Here is an 18707-nt window from a genome sequence, read left to right as displayed (position 1 = left end):
CAGACTGCACGGTGCGTTGGCCAGGCTCACCGAAGGGTGGCCGCCAAGGGAGCGGATGCAACGCTCCCTGAGCAAACGCCACTGTTCGGATAACTACATAAAACAGGAGCTGTACGCATGAAAACATTCGGCAAGTCCTTTCTCGCGTTGTCCTTATTGGGAGTGATGGTCGGCGCGGTCCAGGCCGATGACAAAGTGCTGCACGTGTACAACTGGTCCGATTACATCGCACCGGACACCGTGGAAAAATTCACCAAAGAGACTGGCATCAAAGTCGTCTACGACGTGTACGACAGCAACGAAGTGCTCGAAGCCAAATTGCTGGCCGGCAAGTCGGGCTATGACATCGTCGTGCCGTCCAACTCCTTCCTGGCCAAGCAGATCAAAGCCGGCGTTTATCAGCCGCTCGATCGCAGCAAATTGCCGAACTACAAGAACCTCAACCCCGAGCTGATGAAGACCCTGGAAATCAGCGACCCGGGCAACAAGTTCGCCATTCCTTACCTGTGGGGCACCATCGGTATCGGTTACAACGTCGACAAGGTCAAGGCCATTCTGGGCGACAACGCGCCGGTCGATTCGTGGGACCTGGTGTTCAAGCCAGAGAACATGGCCAAGCTTAAAGAGTGCGGCGTGAGCTTCCTGGATTCGCCGACCGAAATGCTGCCGGCCGCCCTGCACTACCTGGGCTACAAATCCGATAGCCAAGACCCCAAAGAGCTGGCCGCCGCCGAGGCGCTGTTCCTGAAAGTGCGTCCGTCGACCGCTTACTTCCACTCGTCCAAGTACATTTCCGACCTGGCTAACGGCAACATCTGCGTGGCTATCGGTTATTCGGGCGACATCTACCAGGCCAAGTCCCGCGCTGAAGAAGCGAAGAACAAGGTCAATGTGGGCTACAACATTCCTAAGGAAGGTGCCGGCGCGTTCTTCGACACCGTGGCCATTCCGAAGGATTCCGAGAACCCAGAGGGTGCTCTGAAATTCGTCAACTTCCTGCTCAAGCCAGAAATCATTGCTGAGATCAGTGACGAAGTGTCCTACCCGAACGGCAACTCCGCCGCCACGCCGATGGTGAGCGAAGCCATTCGTAAAGACCCAGGCATCTACCCAAGCGAAGACGTCATGAAAAAGCTGTACGCGTTCCCTGACCTACCGGCCAAGGTTCAGCGTTTGATGACCCGCTCCTGGACCAAAATCAAGTCTGGTAAGTAAGCGAACCAACACCTCTGGCGGTGACAACAAACCGCTGGAGGTGTGTCCGGAACCTGGGCGTCGACGAGGCCCACGGTTCTTCTGAAGATGTATTGCTCAGTAGTTGAAGTGCCGGGCTCTCAGCAGTGGCGTTTACAGTTTTTTGCGCCCCGCGATTGCCGTTTTGCCACCTGTTCACCGTACAAACGGGGCAGATGCGGTAACCCAACTGGCCACCGTTGATGGCCATATTGATCTAACAAAATGAGGATGGACGTGTGCGAACCTCTTTGCGCAAAACCCTGATAAGCGCCGCTGCCCTGATGGGCATCAGTGCCTTGGCCCAGGCCGAGCCGACCGTGCATGTCTACAACTGGACCGACTACATCGGCGAAACCACCCTGGCCGACTTCCAGAAGGCCACCGGGATCAAGCCGGTTTACGACGTCTTCGACTCCAACGAAACCCTGGAAGGCAAAATGCTCGCCGGCCACACCGGTTACGACGTGGTGGTGCCCTCGAACAACTTCCTGTCCAAGCAGATCAAGGCCGGCGTGTTCCAGAAACTCGACCGCAGCCAACTGCCCAATTTCAGTAACCTGGATCCCAAGCTGCTCAAGCAGCTCGACAAGGTTGATCCTGGCAATGTCTACGCCGTGCCTTACCTGTGGGGCACCAACGGCATCGGCTACAACGTCGAAAAAGTAAAAGCGGTACTGGGCGTCGACCACATCGACTCTTGGGCCATGCTGTTTGAGCCGGAGAACATCAAGAAACTGAGCCAGTGCGGCGTCGCCTTCCTCGACTCGCCGGACGAAATGTTCCCCGCCGTGCTGAATTACATGGGCCTGGACCCCAACAGCACCAACCCTGAAGACTACAAAAAGGCCGAAGCCAAACTGTTGGCCGTTCGCCCTTACGTCACCTATTTCCATTCCTCGAAGTACATCTCCGACTTGGCCAACGGCAACATCTGCGTCGCCGCGGGTTTTTCCGGCGACGTTTTCCAGGCCGCCTCGCGCGCCAAGGAAGCCGGCAAGGGCGTTGAGATCGCCTACAGCATTCCCAAAGAGGGCGGCAATTTGTGGTTCGACATGCTCGCCATTCCGGCTGACGCACCGAACGCCAAACAAGCCCACGCGTTCATCAATTTCCTGCTGGACCCCAAGGTGATCTCGCCGATCAGCGAGTACGTCGGTTACGCCAATCCCAACAGCAAAGCTGATGCGGTAATGGACCAAGAGCTGCGTAACGACCCGGCGGTTTACCCGCCGCAAGAGGTTATCGACCGCCTGTACGTGTCGGTGCCGTTGCCGCAAAAACTGCAACGTGTTGAGACCCGCTCCTGGACCAAGATCAAGTCCGGCAAATAGTTAAGACCCGAACAAGTACCACCGAAACAGCAGCGCGCACCTGGCGCTACTCACCCAGTAATCACCTGGCTTTCACCGGGTGATGATGAAAAAAGGCCGGCCCGTAGTGGGCTGGCCCTCAAAATAAAGTTGGGAGTTTTGTAATGGCAGTTGCCTCCGGCGCCTACAAGAAAGCCCTCGAGGGCGACCAGAAACCTAAAGAGGTTTTGGTCAAAATCGATCGGGTGACCAAGAAGTTCGACGAGACGATTGCAGTGGACGATGTGTCCCTGACAATCAACAAGGGCGAGATTTTCGCCCTGCTCGGCGGCTCAGGATCGGGTAAATCCACCTTGCTGCGGATGCTGGCAGGCTTTGAACGCCCAACCGAGGGACGGATTTTCCTCGACGGCCAAGACATCACCGATATGCCGCCCTACGAGCGGCCCATCAACATGATGTTCCAGTCGTACGCGCTGTTCCCGCACATGACCGTGGCGCAGAACATCGCCTTCGGCCTCAAGCAGGACCGCATGTCCAAGGCTGAAATCGACGAGCGTGTGGCTGAAATGCTCAAGCTGGTGCACATGACCCAATACGCCAAGCGCAAGCCGCACCAGCTGTCCGGTGGTCAGCGTCAGCGTGTGGCCCTGGCCCGTTCGCTGGCCAAGAGCCCGAAGCTGCTGCTGCTCGATGAGCCCATGGGCGCACTGGACAAAAAATTGCGTTCGCAAATGCAGCTTGAGTTGGTGGAAATCATCGAGCGCGTTGGCGTGACCTGCGTGATGGTGACCCACGACCAGGAAGAGGCCATGACCATGGCCGAACGCATTGCCATCATGCACCTGGGCTGGATCGCGCAAATCGGCAGCCCCATCGACATCTATGAAACGCCCACCAGCCGCATGGTGTGCGAGTTCATCGGCAACGTGAACCTGTTCGAAGGCCACGTGGTGGAAGACATGGAAGGCCACGCCCTGATCGCCAGCCCGGATCTGGAACGCGCCATCTACGTCGGCCACGGGGTAACCACCTCCGTACAAGACAAACAAATCACCTACGCCATCCGTCCCGAGAAGCTGTTGGTGACCACCGAAATGCCGACCTGCGAATACAACTGGTCGCGCGGCAAGGTGCATGACATCGCCTACCTGGGCGGTCACTCGGTGTTCTACGTCGAGCTGCCGAGCGGCAAGATCGTGCAATCGTTCGTGGCCAACGCCGAACGACGTGGCGCCCGTCCAACCTGGGGCGACGAGGTGTACGTCTGGTGGGAAGACGATAGCGGGGTCGCGTTGCGCTCATGAACAGTCGAAAACTAAAAGCGCTGATGCCGACCGGCAGACACGCTGTCATCGGCGTGCCGTTCCTGTGGCTGTTTCTGTTCTTCATGCTGCCGTTCTTCATCGTTCTGAAGATCAGCTTCGCTGAAGCCGACGTCGCCATTCCGCCGTACACCGAGATCTACTCCTTCGTGGAGCAGAAGCTGCAGGTGATCCTCAACCTGGGCAACTACGTGATGCTCACCGAGGACGAGCTGTACATCTCGGCCTACCTCGGTTCGTTGAAGATGGCCTTTATCAGCACGGTGCTGTGCCTGGTAATCGGTTTTCCGATGGCCTACGGCATTGCCCGCGCCAACAAGGACACGCAAACCGTTCTGCTGCTGCTGATCATGATGCCGACCTGGACGGCCATCCTGATCCGCGTGTACGCCTGGATGGGCATTCTCAGCAACAACGGCCTGCTTAACGCGGCGTTGATGGGCATGGGGCTGATTAACGAGCCGCTGCAAATCCTCAACACCAACCTAGCGGTGTACATCGGCGTCGTTTACTCATACCTGCCTTTCATGGTGCTGCCGCTGTTCGCCAACCTGGTGAAGCACGACCTGTCGTTGCTCGAAGCCGCCTCGGACCTGGGCTCAACCAACCTCAACAACTTCTGGAAAATCACCGTGCCGCTGGCCAAGAACGGCATCATCGCCGGCTGCATGCTGGTGTTCATTCCGGTAGTGGGCGAGTTCGTGATTCCAGAACTGTTGGGCGGTCCGGAAACGCTGATGATCGGTAAGGTGTTGTGGCAAGAGTTCTTCAACAACCGCGACTGGCCGGTGGCCTCTGCCCTGGCGGTGGTGATGCTGGCGATCCTGATCGTGCCGATCATTCTGTTCAACCGTAGCCAAGCCAAAGAACTGGAGGGCAAAGCATGAAGCGCTTCAGTTTCTCAAACGTAATGCTGGTGCTGGGGCTGCTGTTCATCTACATGCCGATGGTGATTCTGGTCATCTACTCCTTCAACGCCTCCAAACTGGTGACGGTGTGGGGCGGTTGGTCGGTGAAGTGGTACGTCGGTTTGCTCGACAACACTCAACTGATGAACTCCGTGGGCCGCTCGCTGGAAATCGCTTTCTACACCGCGATTTCGGCGGTGGTGCTCGGCACCCTGGCGGCCTTCGTGCTGACCCGTATCACCCGCTTCAAGGGTCGCACCTTGTTCGGTGGTCTGGTCACCGCGCCGCTGGTAATGCCCGAAGTGATCACCGGTCTGTCGCTGTTGCTGCTGTTCGTAGCCATGGCGCAGATGATCGGTTGGCCACAAGAGCGCGGCATTCTGACCATCTGGATCGCCCACACCACCTTCTGCGCCTCGTACGTGGCGGTAGTGGTATCGGCGCGCTTACGTGAGCTGGACATGTCCATCGAAGAGGCGGCCATGGACCTGGGCGCCAGGCCGTGGAAGGTGTTCATGCTGATCACCATCCCCATGATCGCGCCGTCGCTGGCAGCGGGCGGCATGATGTCATTCGCCCTGTCGCTGGACGACCTGGTGCTGGCCAGCTTCGTATCGGGCCCGGGTTCCACCACCCTGCCGATGGAAGTGTTCTCCGCCGTGCGTCTGGGTGTGAAGCCAGAGATCAACGCCGTGGCCAGCTTGATTCTGCTGGTGGTGTCGATCTTCACCTTCCTGGTCTGGTTCTTCAGCCGCAAGGCCGAAAAGCGTCGGTTGAAAGCGATTCAGCAGGCCATGGACGAGACCACCGGGGCGGCCAATGCGGCTGGGCCGGATAGTCGTCGGGATCCGTCGCAGAAGCATGCGACTGCGTAATTGAGTGACCGAGCGGCTGCGCGTCGGCGATGCTGCGTTGAAAACACTTTTTGAATGCTCATGGGCGACAGCCCACTGCGCTTCAAAAAGTGTTTTCGCCTTGCCTCGCTCTAGCTCGCTCGCTCTCGATAGGTGGGAGGCTGAAATCGCAAGTCAAAAGCGGGCCTAACTGCGTATTAGGCTAAATCGGTGATTGAGTTCCCCTCTCCCGCTTGCGGGAGAGGGGCTAGGGGTGAGGGCCAGCCCCAACGCAAAACCCACGCCCATAAAAAAGCCCCGCATCTGCGGGGCTTTTGCATTCCAGCAACCTTACTTACCCGGCACCAACTTCAACGTCCCTTTGGTATTGGCCGCCACTTCCGACTCTTCAAAATGCTGCGGCACATACCCGCCCTGAATGTAGGTCTGCGCCTGGTCGGAATAGTGCGCATCAAACGCCACGCCGCTTTGCCCAACCGGGTTGATGCCCAGGCTGTGCGCCGCATCGCCAAAGTCGATTAGGCGACGGGTCGAAGGCCCATAAACCACGCCCCACGGCGCCGGGCCGACCGGCGCGGTGAGGTTGTTGGGCACTTCGTGGCTGCCGGGTGCGGCGAACGGGCCAACGTTGAAGAGTTTGTCCAACGGCTTCTGCGCGCCCAGCGGGTGACCGTGGGTGAGGGTGTGCAGCTTGCCCCACTGCCAGTTTTTCGAGTCGTCGCCAGCGGTGGCTTTCAAATGCGCGATGCTCGCCTGCCAGGCCGCTTTCACGGTGTCGGCGCGCGTCTCTTTGGCCGGTGTGTTGCGGTTGTCCCACCACGGCGAATGCTCGTCGGCCGCCAGCAGCGGCAATGCCACGTCGAACGAACGGGTGGCCAGCAGGTTGGTGAAGAAGGCATCGCCCAACTCGTCGCGCATGGCGCTGTCGGCCAGTTGGTAGATGAGCTGGTTAAAGATCGTCGCGCTCACAGAGTCCAGCGGGTAGTCGCCTTTCCAGGTGCTCAGCTGCTCCAGCAGAGGAATTTCCTTGGGGTCGGTAACCACGGTGCGCAACACCGGCAGCAGCGGCGTGAGTACGCGGCTGGCGTAGTCGGTGCCGGTGTCCAGTTGCAGCGCCTGGCTGTTTTCCAGGTTCCACTTCACGCTGCTGTCGGCCAGGTGCGCGTTGAGGCGCGCGCCACGGTCGGCCAGGTTGTAGTAGCCCGGCACTTCCATGCCGGTGGGCGATACCGGTTGGAAGTTGGCGGAGACGATGTAACCGCGCGCCGGGTTTTCTTCCTGTGGGTTGGCGCTGAAGGGGTAGAAGCCGTTTTTATCCGCCTCGTGTGTGCTGCCGTCGAGGATGAACGTCGGGTTCACGCCTTCGGGGCGGATGGGCAGTTGTGCGGCGGCCCACCAGCCGATGTCGCCTTTGGCGTTGGCCCACACCAGGTTCAGGCCCGGCGACTGAATCTTCGCCCCGGCGCTGCGCATTTTTTCCACGGTGTTGGCGCGGTTCAGCTCGTAGAAACCTTGCAGCACGGGGTTCTCGGTTTCCAGGAAGGCCCACCACATGGCAATCGGTGTTTTGCCGGCCGAGGCGCCGAGGGCGTCGTTGATGATCGGGCCATGGGGGGACTGGCGCAGGGTGAGTTTGACCGGCGCGGCGTCCTTGACCTTGATCTCTTCTTCGCGGGTTTGCAGGTCGGCCCACTGGCCGTTCACCCACACTTGATTGGAGTTGTCCGGGTTGACCTTCTCGGCGATCAGATCCAGGTCATCGTTCTGGAACATGGTCAGGCTCCAGCCAAAGTCCATGTTGTGGCCCAGCGAGGCGAACGGGTTCAATGCCTGGTGATGGCCGTACAGCTCAAAGCCAGGGGCCGACAGCTGCGCTTCGTACCACACCGCCGGCACGGCGAAGCGAATGTGCGGGTCGCCGGCCAGCAGCGGCTTGCCGCTTTGCGTGCGGCTGCCGGAAATGGTCCAGGCGTTGCTGCCTTCAAACTGCGGCAGGCCGGCCTCCACCAGCGCGTCGTGGCTGAGGCGGGCGATGGCGTTGAGGTCTTTCCAGTCGTTGCTCGCCAGTGCGGCCTGGCCGATGGCGCCTTGCGGCTTCCAGTTCAGGTCGAAGATTTTAAGGTAGTCCGGGCCCAGTTCATCGCGCACATAGGTGAGCACCGGTTCGGTCCGGAACGCAGCGGCGAAGCTGTAGGCCATGTAGCCGGCGACGCTCAAGGTGTCTTCGGGCGTAAACGGCCGGGGCTGGATGCCCAGCAGGTCGAACTCGATGGGTTTCGGGTGGCTGGCCTGGAACTGGTTAACACCATCCAGGTAGGCCTCCAGCGCTTTGAAGGCCGGCGTGTTGTGGTCGAGCTTGGGCACGAAGGCGTCAGCGTGTTCGCGCAGGCGCAGGGTGCGGAACAGGCGGTCGGTGTCCACCAACTTGGCGCCGAGCACTTCGGCCAGTTCACCTCGGGCCAGGCGACGCAGCATTTCCATCTGGAACAGACGGTCCTGGGCATGCACGTAACCCAGGGCGCGGTACATGTCGGCCTCGTTCTGCGCCTTGATATGGGGAACGCCGCGCTCGTCGTAGCGCACGCTGACAGCGCCATCCAGGTGCGCCAGTTGTACCTGGCCATCGCGCATCGGCTGTTTACTGTGGATGTACCAGGTGGCGCCAGCAGCAACGGCGGCTACCACCACGGCAAGGGCGGTCAGGGTGCGTTTCATTGTCGAGTCCTTATTGTTATGCGCAGCGACGGCGGGGCGCGCGTGCTGCATTTTGCGCAGCGTGTTGGGTGGCCGGCATTGACCAAACATTCGAACAGTGAAAATCTGCGGTCAATTCGCTTCTCGCCAGGCCGCCCATGTCCACCACCCCTGCCGTGCTCACCCATTCGCCGACCATGCGCCGCCTGTTGTACGAAGGGCTGATGAGTCTGGGTTGGGACCCGACCGACACCTACCGCCGCGCTTATCAGGGCGTGCCCCTGGCGGCGCCCTCGGTGTCCGGGCGCGAGGAGCACGACAACGCGCCGCTGTTCTGGGAAGCCCTGCAAGACCTCACTGGCGATTGCGATATCGGTCTGCACCTGGCCGAAGTCATGAAGCCACGGCCGTTGGACGTGGTCAGTTACCTGCTGCTGGCCAGTCGCGACTTACGCGAAGCGCTGCACTGCTTTGTTCGCTATCAGCACATTCTGTCTGGCGGGTTTGCCGCGCATTTCGAAGAGCACGGCGACACCGCACGCCTGGTGCTGGACCTCAACTACCGAGGCTTCGGCTCCTTGCGCCAGCAGATCGAATGCTTGGCGTTGCTGCTGATCAAAATGCTCGGCAGCGTCACCGACGAGGAGTTTCGCGTGCAGCGCGTAGAGTTTCGTCACCCCGCGCCGCGCCGGCTCAGCGAGCACAAACGCCTGTTTGGCCTCACCCCGCACTTTGGCCAAGCCCACGACGCGCTGCTGTTTTCCAGCAACCTGCTCAACCGCCCCTCGCGCAGTGCCAACCCTCGCTTGTTTGCCCTGCTTAGCCAGCAGGCTGAATTGGAATTGCAGGAACTGGGCGAGAACCAATTGCTCAACCGGGTGCGTTACTGGCTGCACGTGAATGTGGGCCAGCCGCTGTGCACCTTGCTCAATTGCGCCGAAGCGCTGCACCTGAGCGGGGGCGCCTTGCAGCGCGCCTTGGCGCAGCAAAACAGCAGCTTTCGCGAGCTGCACGAAGAAGTCCGACGCCAGCACGCCATGCAACTGCTGGAAGCGGGCCAGCCGATTCGAGAAGTGGCGCGCGCCTGTGGCTTCGCCGAGTTGTCGCCGTTCTACCGCGCCTTTCGCCGCTGGCAGGGCATGACGCCGCAGGCGTATCAGCTCAGGGCGCAGCGAGCCTAGGCGCTGACCTGAAACCGCTGGCTCAGGCGACTCAGCCGCTCGGCCAGTTGCCGCAGGCGCTGGCCGTTGCGGTCCAGCTCGGCGGCATCGCCCACGTTGCGCTCAGCTACCTGTTGGACGCTGCTCAAGTGCGCGACGACTTCGCTGCTGACCTCCACCTGCGTGCGGGTCGCATCGGCGATGGATTGGTTCAGCGTGGTGATGGCGCCAATATCGTCGGCTACGGCGCTGAGCAGGTTGGCAGCGGTTTGGCTGTCGTTCACGCAGCGCTGCACGCTGCTCTGACTTTGCTGCATGGCGCTGGCGGCCAGGCGGCTGCTGTGTTGCAGGCGGGCGATGATGTCCTGGATTTCCGCCGTGGAGAGCGCGGTTTTCTGCGCCAGGTTGCGCACCTCATCGGCCACCACGGCAAACCCTCGCCCCTGGTCGCCGGCGCGCGCCGCTTCAATGGCCGCGTTCAAGGCCAGCAGGTTGGTCTGCTCGGCAATGCTGCGAATGACCTCCAGCACTTTGCCAATCTGTTTGGCCTGGGTGGCGAGCGACTGAACCTCGCGGTCCGTGCCGACGATATGCTGCGCCAGGGTCTCGATTTCGCCACGAACATGGTTCACCGATCGGCTGCCCTCGCTCGCTTGCTGGTTGGCGGCCGTGGCTGCCCGAGCGGCATGGTCGGCGTGCTCGGCGACGGTGTCGATCGCGCTGCTCATTTGCTGCATGGCCTTGCTCATGTAGGCCACTTCGGCCTCCTGGAGCTGCGAGCCTTCGCGCAAGTGGCTGGTGGCGGTGCCCATTTGCTCGCCCATGTCGGTCAGGCCTTGCGTGTCGATCACCACGGCGCTGACCAACTCATCGAGCAGTTCGAGAAAATGATTAAAGCGCCCGGCGACTTCGCCAGTAGCCGGGCTGCGGTAGCGCAGGTCGATGCCGTCTTCGCGCTGGGTAAGGTGCGCGGCGGTGGCCATCAATGCCAGGTTCTCCTGGGTTTCCACATGGGTTTGTTGCGCCAGGTAAATCAGGATGGCGCTTTCCAGCACCACATAGAACGCATGCAGAAAAATGCGCGGCCAGGTGCCGTTGGGAATCACCGCCACGTCGATGCCCTGGCTTTGCATGGCAAAAAAACTGAGGTGGTGCACGGCAATCACAGCGGCCGCCACCACAATCGGCAGCCAGTCGCGGTAATACACCAAAAACGCCAGCAACACGAAGATGCCGAAGTGCATCTCCAGCAGGCCGTGGCTCTGGTTCACATGCAACGCCGACATCACCATAAAGGCCGCGCCCATGCAGCAACGCAGCAGGCGGCGGCCAGGAATAAGTTGGTGCATCAGGCTCATGACCGCCACGGTGATGCCACCCACCACCATGGCTTGGCCCCACGTGCCATGCCAGGCAGCGAGGCCCAGGGCATACAGAAACATCAGCCACAAGACACCGAGCATGATGCGGTCGGCTTTTCGGTAGTGGGCATCAAGGGAAATGCGCGGGCTGTTCACGGAAAGACCTCAGGCAGGTCTGCCGTCAAAACCGAGGAGCGGCGGCAGGTCGAAGCGGTTAAGTCTCTACAGTGTTGTACAGCTTTGCCTGCCTGTCAGGGCGCGGGCGTCGCCCACTGACAGAAGCAGCCCACCGCCAGCGTGTGCGTGGCGTTTACGGCGCGGCCTTGGGCCAGTGCTTCCAGAATCGGCTCGATAAAGCTGTTGCTGGAGGTGCACGTGGCGCCTTCGCTGTAGGGGCCGAAGTAGGCGAGGTTGCCGTTTTTATCCCAGATGCCCACCGCCGGGCTGGCCGGCAAATGTTCGGCGCCTGGGAAGGCGGTGAGCGGTTGCAGGGCGCTTAGCGTGTCTGGCAGTTGGCCGCTGCTGCCGGGTTTTTGCACGGCATAAAAGGCCACGCCTTGCGGCCCGAAGCGCGCCAGCAGCTCGGCCAGATGCTGCTGGTTGCCGACGTTGCAGGGGCAGGCGGGGTCCCAGAAGTGCACGACGCGGATCGGCCCCGGCCCGGCCAGTTGCGCAGGTAGCTGCAGCGGGTCGCCGGAGAACAGCGCGGTGGTTTCGGCGAAAGGGCGAATGTAGCGCGCTTCATACCACCAGAAGGCGCTGAGCATGGCGCCCAGCCAGACAATGGCAAGCAAGGTGGCGAGTACGGCTTTTCGGCTGGGGCGCATGGCAAATCGTTCGGTGGCGGGTTGCTAGCTTGCCACGGAAGGCTGCGGGGCTGAAACTTCCCAGCCGTTGCGGCGCCGTTTGGTTGGCCGCCCGTTTTCCTCGACATCCACGGATGCCCCATGTCAGAACCCGTTCAGCCCGATTCCCTGCGCGCCCAATTGCGACCCTTGGCCGCGGCGCATGCCGAGCCGCCAGAGGCGCAGGTTTATCGGCAGTTCTATGGGCTGAATATTCCAGGCGCCACCTGCCGCCTCGGCGTGGTGAAGGTTCATGGCTACGAGGTGGTGACGCAGCTCTGGTTGCCGCCCGCGCCCACCGCCACGCTGGTGCTGCAACACGGTTACTACGACCACATGGGCCTGTATCGACACGTCATCGCCTGGGCGCTGGGCATGGGCTTCGCCGTGCTGGCCTGCGACTTGCCGGGCCATGGCTTATCCAGCGGCCCGCGCGCCAGCATTGGCGAGTTCAGCGAATATCAGGCCGTGTTCAAGGCCGTGTTGGCTGAAGCCGCCAGCCTCGACTTGCCGCAGCCGTGGCACTTGTGCGGCCAGAGCACCGGCGGGGCGATCATCGTCGACTTTCTGTTGAATAACCCGGCGCGTGCCGAAATTGGCGAGGTGCTGCTATTGGCGCCGCTGGTGCGGCCCCGTGCGTGGGGCTGGTCGAAGCTCAGCTACCGCGTGCTGCGCCACTTCGTCACGGAAATTCCGCGACGCTTCAGTCCGAACTCCAATGACGCCCAGTTCCTCACCTTTATTCAGGCCGATCCACTGCAACCGCTGAGTTTGCCGACCGCCTGGGTGGGCGCGTTATCGCGTTGGGTGCCGGGTATCGAACGCGCCGCTGTGGTTCAGCGGCGCGTGGTGATTGTGCAAGGCGATGCGGACATGACCGTGGACTGGCGTTTCAACCTCGAGGTGCTGCGCAGCAAGTTCAGCGAGGTGACGGTGCTGATGGTGGAAGGCGGGCGGCATCACCTGGCCAATGAAAGCGCGGAGATTCGCCAGCGCTACTTTGCGTTTTTGAGTGAGCAGTTTTCGCGCTGATTTTTAAAACTCAAATACCCGGATTGGCTGCCGGGTTCGCCACCGCAGCCGGCTGGCCCACCGCCAAGCCGGCGCGCATCGCCTCCAGCGCCGCCTGGTAGTAGGCCTTGCCATCGGCCGACTCGGCGAACGCCACGAACTCATCCAGCTCCGGGTCCGACAGGCCGCTGTACACATACAGCAGCGTGTTATCCACGTCGGCGCCAATCTGCTGCATCAACCGCTGGCGCTGGCTTTGCAACATGCCTTGCGCCTGGCCGCCGCCGAGCAGGCCGGGAATCATCTGGCTCAGGCTGTCGGCCGCGACCCCAGCCAGCGCCAAGCTCACTTCGGCGCCCGCTTCCTTGGCCGGCAGCGCCTGGGCCAGGTGGCGAATCAATAAGGCGCGAGTGGCTTCAGCCTGAATGCGCGGAATGCCGTTGGCGTGTTGGGCCAGTTCTTCCGGGCGGGTGGCATCGACTTCGGCCTGAACAATTTTGCGCCCCAGCGGCGACTGGAAAAACGCCAACGCCGGTGCCGGGTTGGGCAGTTTCTCGCGCAGGGTGGCTTCACCGCGCTGGTCCATCGCCTCGGGGGCGAAGCGCTGGTTGCTGTTGTTGACCAGGGTTTGATAGACGGCGTCCGGCAGGCTGGCGCGGTAGCGTTCCTGCGCGGCTTTCAGGGCCGCGTTGAAGTGCGCGCGTTGTTGCGGCCAGCCAGCGGTTTCATAGAGCTGGCTGTGCTCGTCGGCCAGGCTTGGCAAGGTGCAAAACAACAAGACGAGGGCAAAGAGGGCGCGCATAAAGACTCCTGTCGGGCAGGCCGCTATTTTCAGCGGCATGGCGTGGGCTTGTCGAGGCGCGTGAGCGGCGCTGATAGAATCGCCGGCATGCCCATTCCATCCGAAACGCTTCTGCTCGATCACGCGCTGCTGACCACCCTTGTCGACAACCTCGCCGACAAGGGCTGGTCGCAGCACGACCTGTTTATTCCACAGGCTCTGACCGGCGAACTGGCCGCTGAGTGCCAACAACGTGCCGCCGATGGCCGCCTGGCGCGCGCGGGTGTCGGCCGAGGTGCCGCGACGCAAGTGCGCGAAGGCGTGCGCGGCGACAGCATTCAATGGCTGGAGCCGGGCGAGAGCGTGGCCACCGATGCCTACCTGAGCGTGATGGACCAACTGCGGCTGGCGCTGAATCGAGCGCTGTACCTGGGCCTGGACGATTACGAAAGCCACTTCGCGCTGTACCCGCCCGGCGCGTTTTACCAGCGCCATGTCGACCGCTTCCGCGACGACGACCGCCGCACCGTGTCGGCCGTGTTGTACCTGAACGAAGGCTGGTTAGCCGAGCAGGGTGGGGCGTTGCGCATTTACCCTGGCGAGCAGCCCTACGACATCGCACCCCTCGGCGGGCGACTGGTGATTTTCATGTCCGGCGAGTTGCCCCATGAAGTGCTGCCGGCGACGCGGGAGCGGTTGTCGTTGACCGGGTGGTTTCGCCGCCGAGAGGCCTAGCACCCCGCTGTTTTCGACGGGCGGCCGGCGTCTGTTGCGATCAGTGCCCCCACACCTTGATCGTGCCGTGCAAATCGGTGATATCGCGCACCTCCAAACTGCCTAAACGACTCTCGCCGACGAACATGTCGCTGGCCACGCGCAGGCGAATGCGTTGCGCCGGCAGGCCGCTGGCGATCAGTTGCTCGTTGATGGTGGTGAGATCCGGCAGGGTGAATTGCAGCTGCTGCTGGCCGTTGGCGCCGGTCACCACGTCGACCATCAGGGTGGGCTGGTTAACGCCAAAAATCGGCAGCACCAACCCCAATTGCGCCGGGCCCAGGGCAAAGCTTCCACCGGCTCCGTTGGGGCAGTCGCTGGCGGTGACGCAGCCGTTGTCGATTTTCACGTTGCGCAGCGACACGTTGCCACCGGTGTCGCTGAAGCGGATCTGGTTGATGCGCGCCTGCAAGTCGAGGCGAATGCTGATGCCGGCTTGGCCTGCCACGTCGCTCAGGGCGGGATTGTCCAGCGGCTGCAAGTCCGCCAGGCACGGCGTGGCGAACAGTAGAGCGAGAGCGGCAGGTGCGATTGTTTTTATCATGGCGGCACTTCCTTGATGGGCGACCGGCAGTCTGGCGAGCGGCCTGGCAAGGCGCCAGCGGCGCGCGCGGGTTCCCGTCGAAGGATGGGCCTGCAAGCCGCGTAAACCGGTCTTTTGCAGGTTATTGCCGGCCAAGCCACACCTTCGATAGTGGCCGGTTTTGGCGGTGTTACCGGGAGTGACCTGGAACGCCTGCCAAGCGCTGGAGCCGGGCGCTTGAAGCGCGGGCGTTATGCCTGAACCGTCCTACACTCTGGTGGTCATTAAATGAGCAGCTCGGACAACGGGCGGTTTCTTATAAGGATCCAGGAGGGCTCAACCATGCACATGAAGTTGTTCACCCCGGCCGTTCAGGCTGCGCTGTTGATGGCCATGGCGTTGGGCGCCAGTTCCGCCAGCGTGGCCGCCACCACCCCCGAGCCCGCCGTGCCAATTGAAGTGACGCAAACGGCGCAGCTGTACTTTATCGAACCCCACGACGGCGCCACCGTTGACCGTCCGTTCGCGATCAAATTCGGTCTGCGCACCGTGACGGTGACGCCGGGCATGTCGCCGCCGGTAATGAGCGCGCCAGACAACGAGATTCACCTGCTGATCGACGCGCCGCCGGTGTCGTCCAACATGCCGGTGCTGCGCAGCGACCAGGTGCGATTGCTGTCCGAAGACAAAGCCGAGAAATTCATCCTGCCCAGCGGCCCGCACCGCTTGCAGCTGGTACAGACCGACAAGAACGGCGTGCTTGCGCCGCTGCCTGTGGTTTCGCCGGTGATTAATATCACGGTGAAATAGCGCTTATTTGGGAACGGCTGGGCGGTACTCCGATTAGCCGCAGTGCTGTTTAATTCAAAAGCATCGCGGCTGAAGCCGCTCCCACAGGAAGGGTGTTTTTGGATAATGAAAAAGGGAGGCCGAAGCCTCCCTTTTTCATTACAGCGATCAAGATCGAGCGAGCTAGAGCAGGGCAAGGCGAAATCGGTTTTTTAAGCGGAGTTGGCTGTAGCCAATGAGCATTCAAAAACCGATTTCAACGCAGCCCGGCCGACGCGCAGCCGATCGTTTGGTTAAAACAGAACGCGGCTGCGAATGGTGCCGGTCACGTGCTGGAGTTTTTCCAGCGCCAGGTCCGAGTACTCCGCATCCACGTCAATCACCACATAACCGACCTTGGCGTTGGTTTGCAGGAATTGGCCGGAGATGTTGATGCCGTTGTCGGCGAACACCTTGTTGATTTCGCTCATTACACCCGGAATGTTTTCGTGGATGTGCAGCAAACGGTGCTTGCCCGGGTGCGCCGGCAGGGCCACTTCGGGGAAGTTGACCGAAGACACGGACGTACCGTTGTCGCTGTACTTAACCAGCTTCTCTGCCACTTCCAGACCAATGTTGGCCTGGGCTTCGGCGGTGGAACCACCGATGTGCGGGGTGAGAATGACGCGGTCCAGGCCACGCAACGGGCTCTCGAACTCTTCGTCGTTGGACTTCGGTTCTACCGGGAACACGTCGATGGCCGCGCCGATCAAGTGTTCGTCTTTGATCGCCTGGGCCAGGTGGTCCAGCTCAACCACGGTGCCGCGTGCGGCGTTGATCAGAATGCCGCCCTTTTTCATGGCGCGGATTTCTGCTTCGCCGATCATCCACTGCGTGGACGGCAGTTCCGGCACGTGCAACGACACGATGTCGGCCATGCCCAGCAGGTCATGCAGCTTGGCAACCTGAGTGGCGTTGCCCAGCGGCAGTTTGGTCACGGTGTCATAGAAGAACACTTGCATGCCCAGCGCTTCGGCCAGAACCGACAACTGGGTACCGATGGAACCGTAGCCAACGATGCCCAGCTTCTTGCCACGAATTTCGAACGAGTTGGCGGCGGACTTGATCCAGCCACCGCGATGGCACGAGGCGTTTTTCTCGGGGATGCCGCGCAACAGCAGAATCGCCTGAGCCAGTACCAGTTCGGCCACCGAACGGGTGTTGGAGTAGGGGGCGTTGAACACGGCGATACCGCGTTCGCGGGCGGCGTCGAGGTCGACCTGGTTGGTGCCGATGCAGAAGCAACCGACGGCGATCAGCTTCTTGGCGTGGTCGAACACCGACTCGGTGACCTGGGTACGCGAGCGGATGCCGAGGAAGTGCACGTCGGCGATCTTTTCTTTGAGCTCAGCGTCCGACAGGGCGCCCTTGAGGTACTCGATGTTGCTGTAGCCGGCCGCTTTCAGCGTGTCGACAGCGTTCTGGTGCACACCTTCGAGAAGAAGGAACTTGATCTTGCTCTTGTCGAGAGAGGTCTTGCTCATCTGAGTACCTGTTTGTCCCGGTAGAAAAGTCAGGGAAAGCCAGCGTCGCGGGCAGCCCGTTTCGGCGTCGCGCCGCTGCCGCGAAACCGAGCACAGAGCACGTTTCGCGGGGGGCGTATGCTAGCATGTCTTCCTTTTTACTTGCTCGGTTGCGACCTGAAAGGTTCTCAGGGCGACCATGAATTGCGTGAGAGTTCCGTAGATGACCGACGTTGCCCTGATTGAACAACTCAAGACCCTGGTCGAGCCCGGCAAGGTACTCACCGACGCCGATTCGCTGAACGCCTACGGTAAAGACTGGACCAAACACTTCGCCCCGGCGCCGTTGGCCATCGTGTTTCCCAAAACCACCGAGCAGGTTCAGGCGATCGTCCGTTGGGCCAATGAACAAAAGGTGGCGCTGGTGCCATCGGGCGGCCGCACCGGGCTTTCCGCCGCTGCGGTGGCCGCCAATGGCGAAGTGGTCGTGGCGTTCGACTACATGAACCAGGTGCTCAGCTTCAACGAATTCGACCGCACCGCCGTCTGTCAGCCAGGCGTGGTGACCAAGCAATTGCAGATGTTCGCCGAAGAAAAAGGCCTGTACTACCCGGTGGACTTTGCCTCCGCTGGTTCCAGCCAGATTGGCGGTAACATCGGCACCAATGCCGGCGGCATCAAAGTGATTCGCTACGGCATGACCCGCAACTGGGTGGCCGGTTTGAAAGTGGTCACCGGCAAGGGCGACCTGCTCGAACTGAACAAAGACCTGATCAAAAACGCCACCGGCTACGACCTGCGTCAGCTTTTTATTGGCGCTGAAGGCACGCTGGGTTTTGTTGTCGAGGCCACCATGCGCCTGGACCGCGCGCCGCAAAACCTCACCGCCATGGTGCTGGGCGCCGCCGATTTCGACTCGATCATGCCGGTGCTGCACGCCTTCCAGAACAAACTCGACCTCACCGCCTTCGAATTCTTCTCCGACAAAGCCCTGGCCAAAATCATGGGCCGTGGCGATGTGCCGGCGCCATTCGAAACCGAGTGCCCGTTCTATGCGCTGCTGGAATTCGAAGCCACCACCGAAGAAGTCGCCGAAGCGGCGCTCGCCACCTTTGAACATTGCGTGGAACAAGGCTGGGTACTGGATGGTGTGATGAGCCAGAGCGAGCAGCAGCTGCAGAACCTGTGGAAGCTGCGCGAGTACATCTCCGAAACCATCTCGCACTGGACGCCGTACAAGAACGACATCTCCGTGACTGTCGCCCAGGTGCCAGCGTTCTTGCATGACATCGACGCCATCGTCGGCGAGCACTATCCGGATTTCGAAATCGTCTGGTTCGGCCATATCGGCGACGGCAACCTGCACCTGAACATCCTCAAACCCGACAACCTGAGCAAAGACGAGTTCTTCGCCAAGTGCGCCACGGTGAACAAGTGGGTGTTCGAGATCGTGCAGAAATACAACGGCTCGATTTCCGCCGAACACGGCGTGGGCATGACCAAGCGCGATTACCTGACCTACAGCCGCTCCGAGGCCGAGATCGCCTACATGAAGGCCATCAAAGCGGTGTTCGACCCGAACGGCATCATGAACCCGGGCAAGATTTTCGCCTTGTAAGCCGCTTTGCTCTCTG

At 61.2% G+C, this 18707-nt stretch carries 16 protein-coding genes; 10 read left to right on the top strand and 6 right to left on the bottom strand.

From position 1 onward, the window contains the following. The first annotated feature begins 117 nt into the window (after positions 1-117). The 5 genes from ACZZ0Q_RS22195 to ACZZ0Q_RS22175 all read left to right on the top strand — a co-directional run bounded on the left by ACZZ0Q_RS22195 (position 118) and on the right by ACZZ0Q_RS22175 (position 5654). Complete coding sequence (locus tag ACZZ0Q_RS22195) at positions 118-1215, top strand: extracellular solute-binding protein (protein WP_463540765.1); 1098 nt, start codon at positions 118-120, stop codon at positions 1213-1215. 257 nt (positions 1216-1472) lie between these two features. Next, the gene (locus ACZZ0Q_RS22190; RefSeq protein WP_463540766.1) at positions 1473-2567 is read left to right on the top strand and encodes a polyamine ABC transporter substrate-binding protein; all 1095 of its coding nucleotides are present in this window, start codon (positions 1473-1475) and stop codon (positions 2565-2567) included. A 143-nt stretch (positions 2568-2710) separates the two neighbouring features. After that, on the top strand, positions 2711-3853 hold the full coding sequence (potA, locus tag ACZZ0Q_RS22185) for a polyamine ABC transporter ATP-binding protein (protein WP_463540767.1): 1143 nt from the start codon (positions 2711-2713) through the stop codon (positions 3851-3853). Positions 3854-3876: 23 nt separating this feature from the next. Beyond that, positions 3877-4758: an ABC transporter permease subunit gene (locus ACZZ0Q_RS22180; protein WP_163016725.1), complete on the top strand. Its 882-nt coding sequence runs from the start codon at positions 3877-3879 to the stop codon at positions 4756-4758. Beyond that, the gene (locus ACZZ0Q_RS22175) at positions 4755-5654 is read left to right on the top strand and encodes an ABC transporter permease subunit (protein ID WP_463540768.1); all 900 of its coding nucleotides are present in this window, start codon (positions 4755-4757) and stop codon (positions 5652-5654) included. The genes ACZZ0Q_RS22180 and ACZZ0Q_RS22175 overlap by 4 nt, the downstream gene beginning before the upstream one ends. A 309-nt stretch (positions 5655-5963) precedes the next feature. On the opposite strand, the gene ACZZ0Q_RS22170 is transcribed toward ACZZ0Q_RS22175, so the two are convergent. Next, positions 5964-8348: a penicillin acylase family protein gene (locus tag ACZZ0Q_RS22170; RefSeq protein ID WP_463540769.1), complete on the bottom strand. Its 2385-nt coding sequence runs from the start codon at positions 8346-8348 to the stop codon at positions 5964-5966. 137 nt (positions 8349-8485) lie between these two features. Between ACZZ0Q_RS22170 and ACZZ0Q_RS22165 the strand changes: the two genes are divergently transcribed. After that, positions 8486-9508 carry an AraC family transcriptional regulator gene (locus ACZZ0Q_RS22165; RefSeq protein ID WP_463540770.1) on the top strand — a complete coding sequence of 341 codons (1023 nt, stop codon included), beginning with the start codon at positions 8486-8488 and terminating at the stop codon, positions 9506-9508. Here ACZZ0Q_RS22165 and ACZZ0Q_RS22160 read toward each other — a convergent pair. Together ACZZ0Q_RS22160 and ACZZ0Q_RS22155 are read right to left on the bottom strand one after the other, a co-directional pair. Next, positions 9505-11004, bottom strand: coding sequence for a methyl-accepting chemotaxis protein (locus tag ACZZ0Q_RS22160; protein WP_463560936.1), 1500 nt, complete (start codon positions 11002-11004; stop codon positions 9505-9507). The genes ACZZ0Q_RS22165 and ACZZ0Q_RS22160 overlap by 4 nt on opposite strands. A gap of 95 nt (positions 11005-11099) precedes the next feature. Further along, positions 11100-11675 (bottom strand): DUF6436 domain-containing protein, encoded by a 576-nt coding sequence (locus ACZZ0Q_RS22155; RefSeq protein WP_463540773.1) that lies wholly within the window; start codon positions 11673-11675, stop codon positions 11100-11102. Positions 11676-11795: 120 nt separating this feature from the next. Here ACZZ0Q_RS22155 and bipL point away from each other — a divergent pair, with 120 nt between their 5' ends. Beyond that, on the top strand, positions 11796-12725 hold the full coding sequence (bipL, locus tag ACZZ0Q_RS22150) for a phospholipase BipL (protein WP_463540774.1): 930 nt from the start codon (positions 11796-11798) through the stop codon (positions 12723-12725). 10 nt (positions 12726-12735) lie between these two features. Here the strand turns inward: bipL and ACZZ0Q_RS22145 are convergent, their stop codons facing one another. Next, entirely contained in the window at positions 12736-13506 is a 771-nt protein-coding gene (locus ACZZ0Q_RS22145; protein WP_463384463.1) for a hypothetical protein, read from the bottom strand. Positions 13507-13593: 87 nt separating this feature from the next. On the opposite strand from ACZZ0Q_RS22145, the gene ACZZ0Q_RS22140 reads away from it, so the two are divergent. After that, the gene (locus ACZZ0Q_RS22140) at positions 13594-14220 is read left to right on the top strand and encodes a 2OG-Fe(II) oxygenase (protein WP_463540775.1); all 627 of its coding nucleotides are present in this window, start codon (positions 13594-13596) and stop codon (positions 14218-14220) included. Between the two features lie 40 nt (positions 14221-14260). Here the strand turns inward: ACZZ0Q_RS22140 and ACZZ0Q_RS22135 are convergent, their stop codons facing one another. Continuing rightward, positions 14261-14803: a DUF6160 family protein gene (locus ACZZ0Q_RS22135; protein ID WP_463540776.1), complete on the bottom strand. Its 543-nt coding sequence runs from the start codon at positions 14801-14803 to the stop codon at positions 14261-14263. Positions 14804-15124: 321 nt separating this feature from the next. Between ACZZ0Q_RS22135 and ACZZ0Q_RS22130 the strand changes: the two genes are divergently transcribed. Further along, positions 15125-15592: a DUF4399 domain-containing protein gene (locus ACZZ0Q_RS22130; RefSeq protein WP_463384465.1), complete on the top strand. Its 468-nt coding sequence runs from the start codon at positions 15125-15127 to the stop codon at positions 15590-15592. Positions 15593-15864: 272 nt separating this feature from the next. On the opposite strand, the gene serA is transcribed toward ACZZ0Q_RS22130, so the two are convergent. Next, positions 15865-17094 carry a phosphoglycerate dehydrogenase gene (gene serA, locus ACZZ0Q_RS22125; RefSeq protein WP_463540777.1) on the bottom strand — a complete coding sequence of 410 codons (1230 nt, stop codon included), beginning with the start codon at positions 17092-17094 and terminating at the stop codon, positions 15865-15867. Positions 17095-17296: 202 nt separating this feature from the next. Between serA and ACZZ0Q_RS22120 the strand changes: the two genes are divergently transcribed. After that, a complete protein-coding gene (locus ACZZ0Q_RS22120) occupies positions 17297-18691 on the top strand; it encodes an FAD-binding oxidoreductase (protein WP_122497652.1) in 1395 nt (464 codons plus the stop codon). Positions 18692-18707 lie beyond the last annotated feature (16 nt).

This window comes from Pseudomonas sp. AC070, from assembly GCF_979258635.1.
This window is presented reverse-complemented; position numbering and strand designations above follow the sequence as displayed.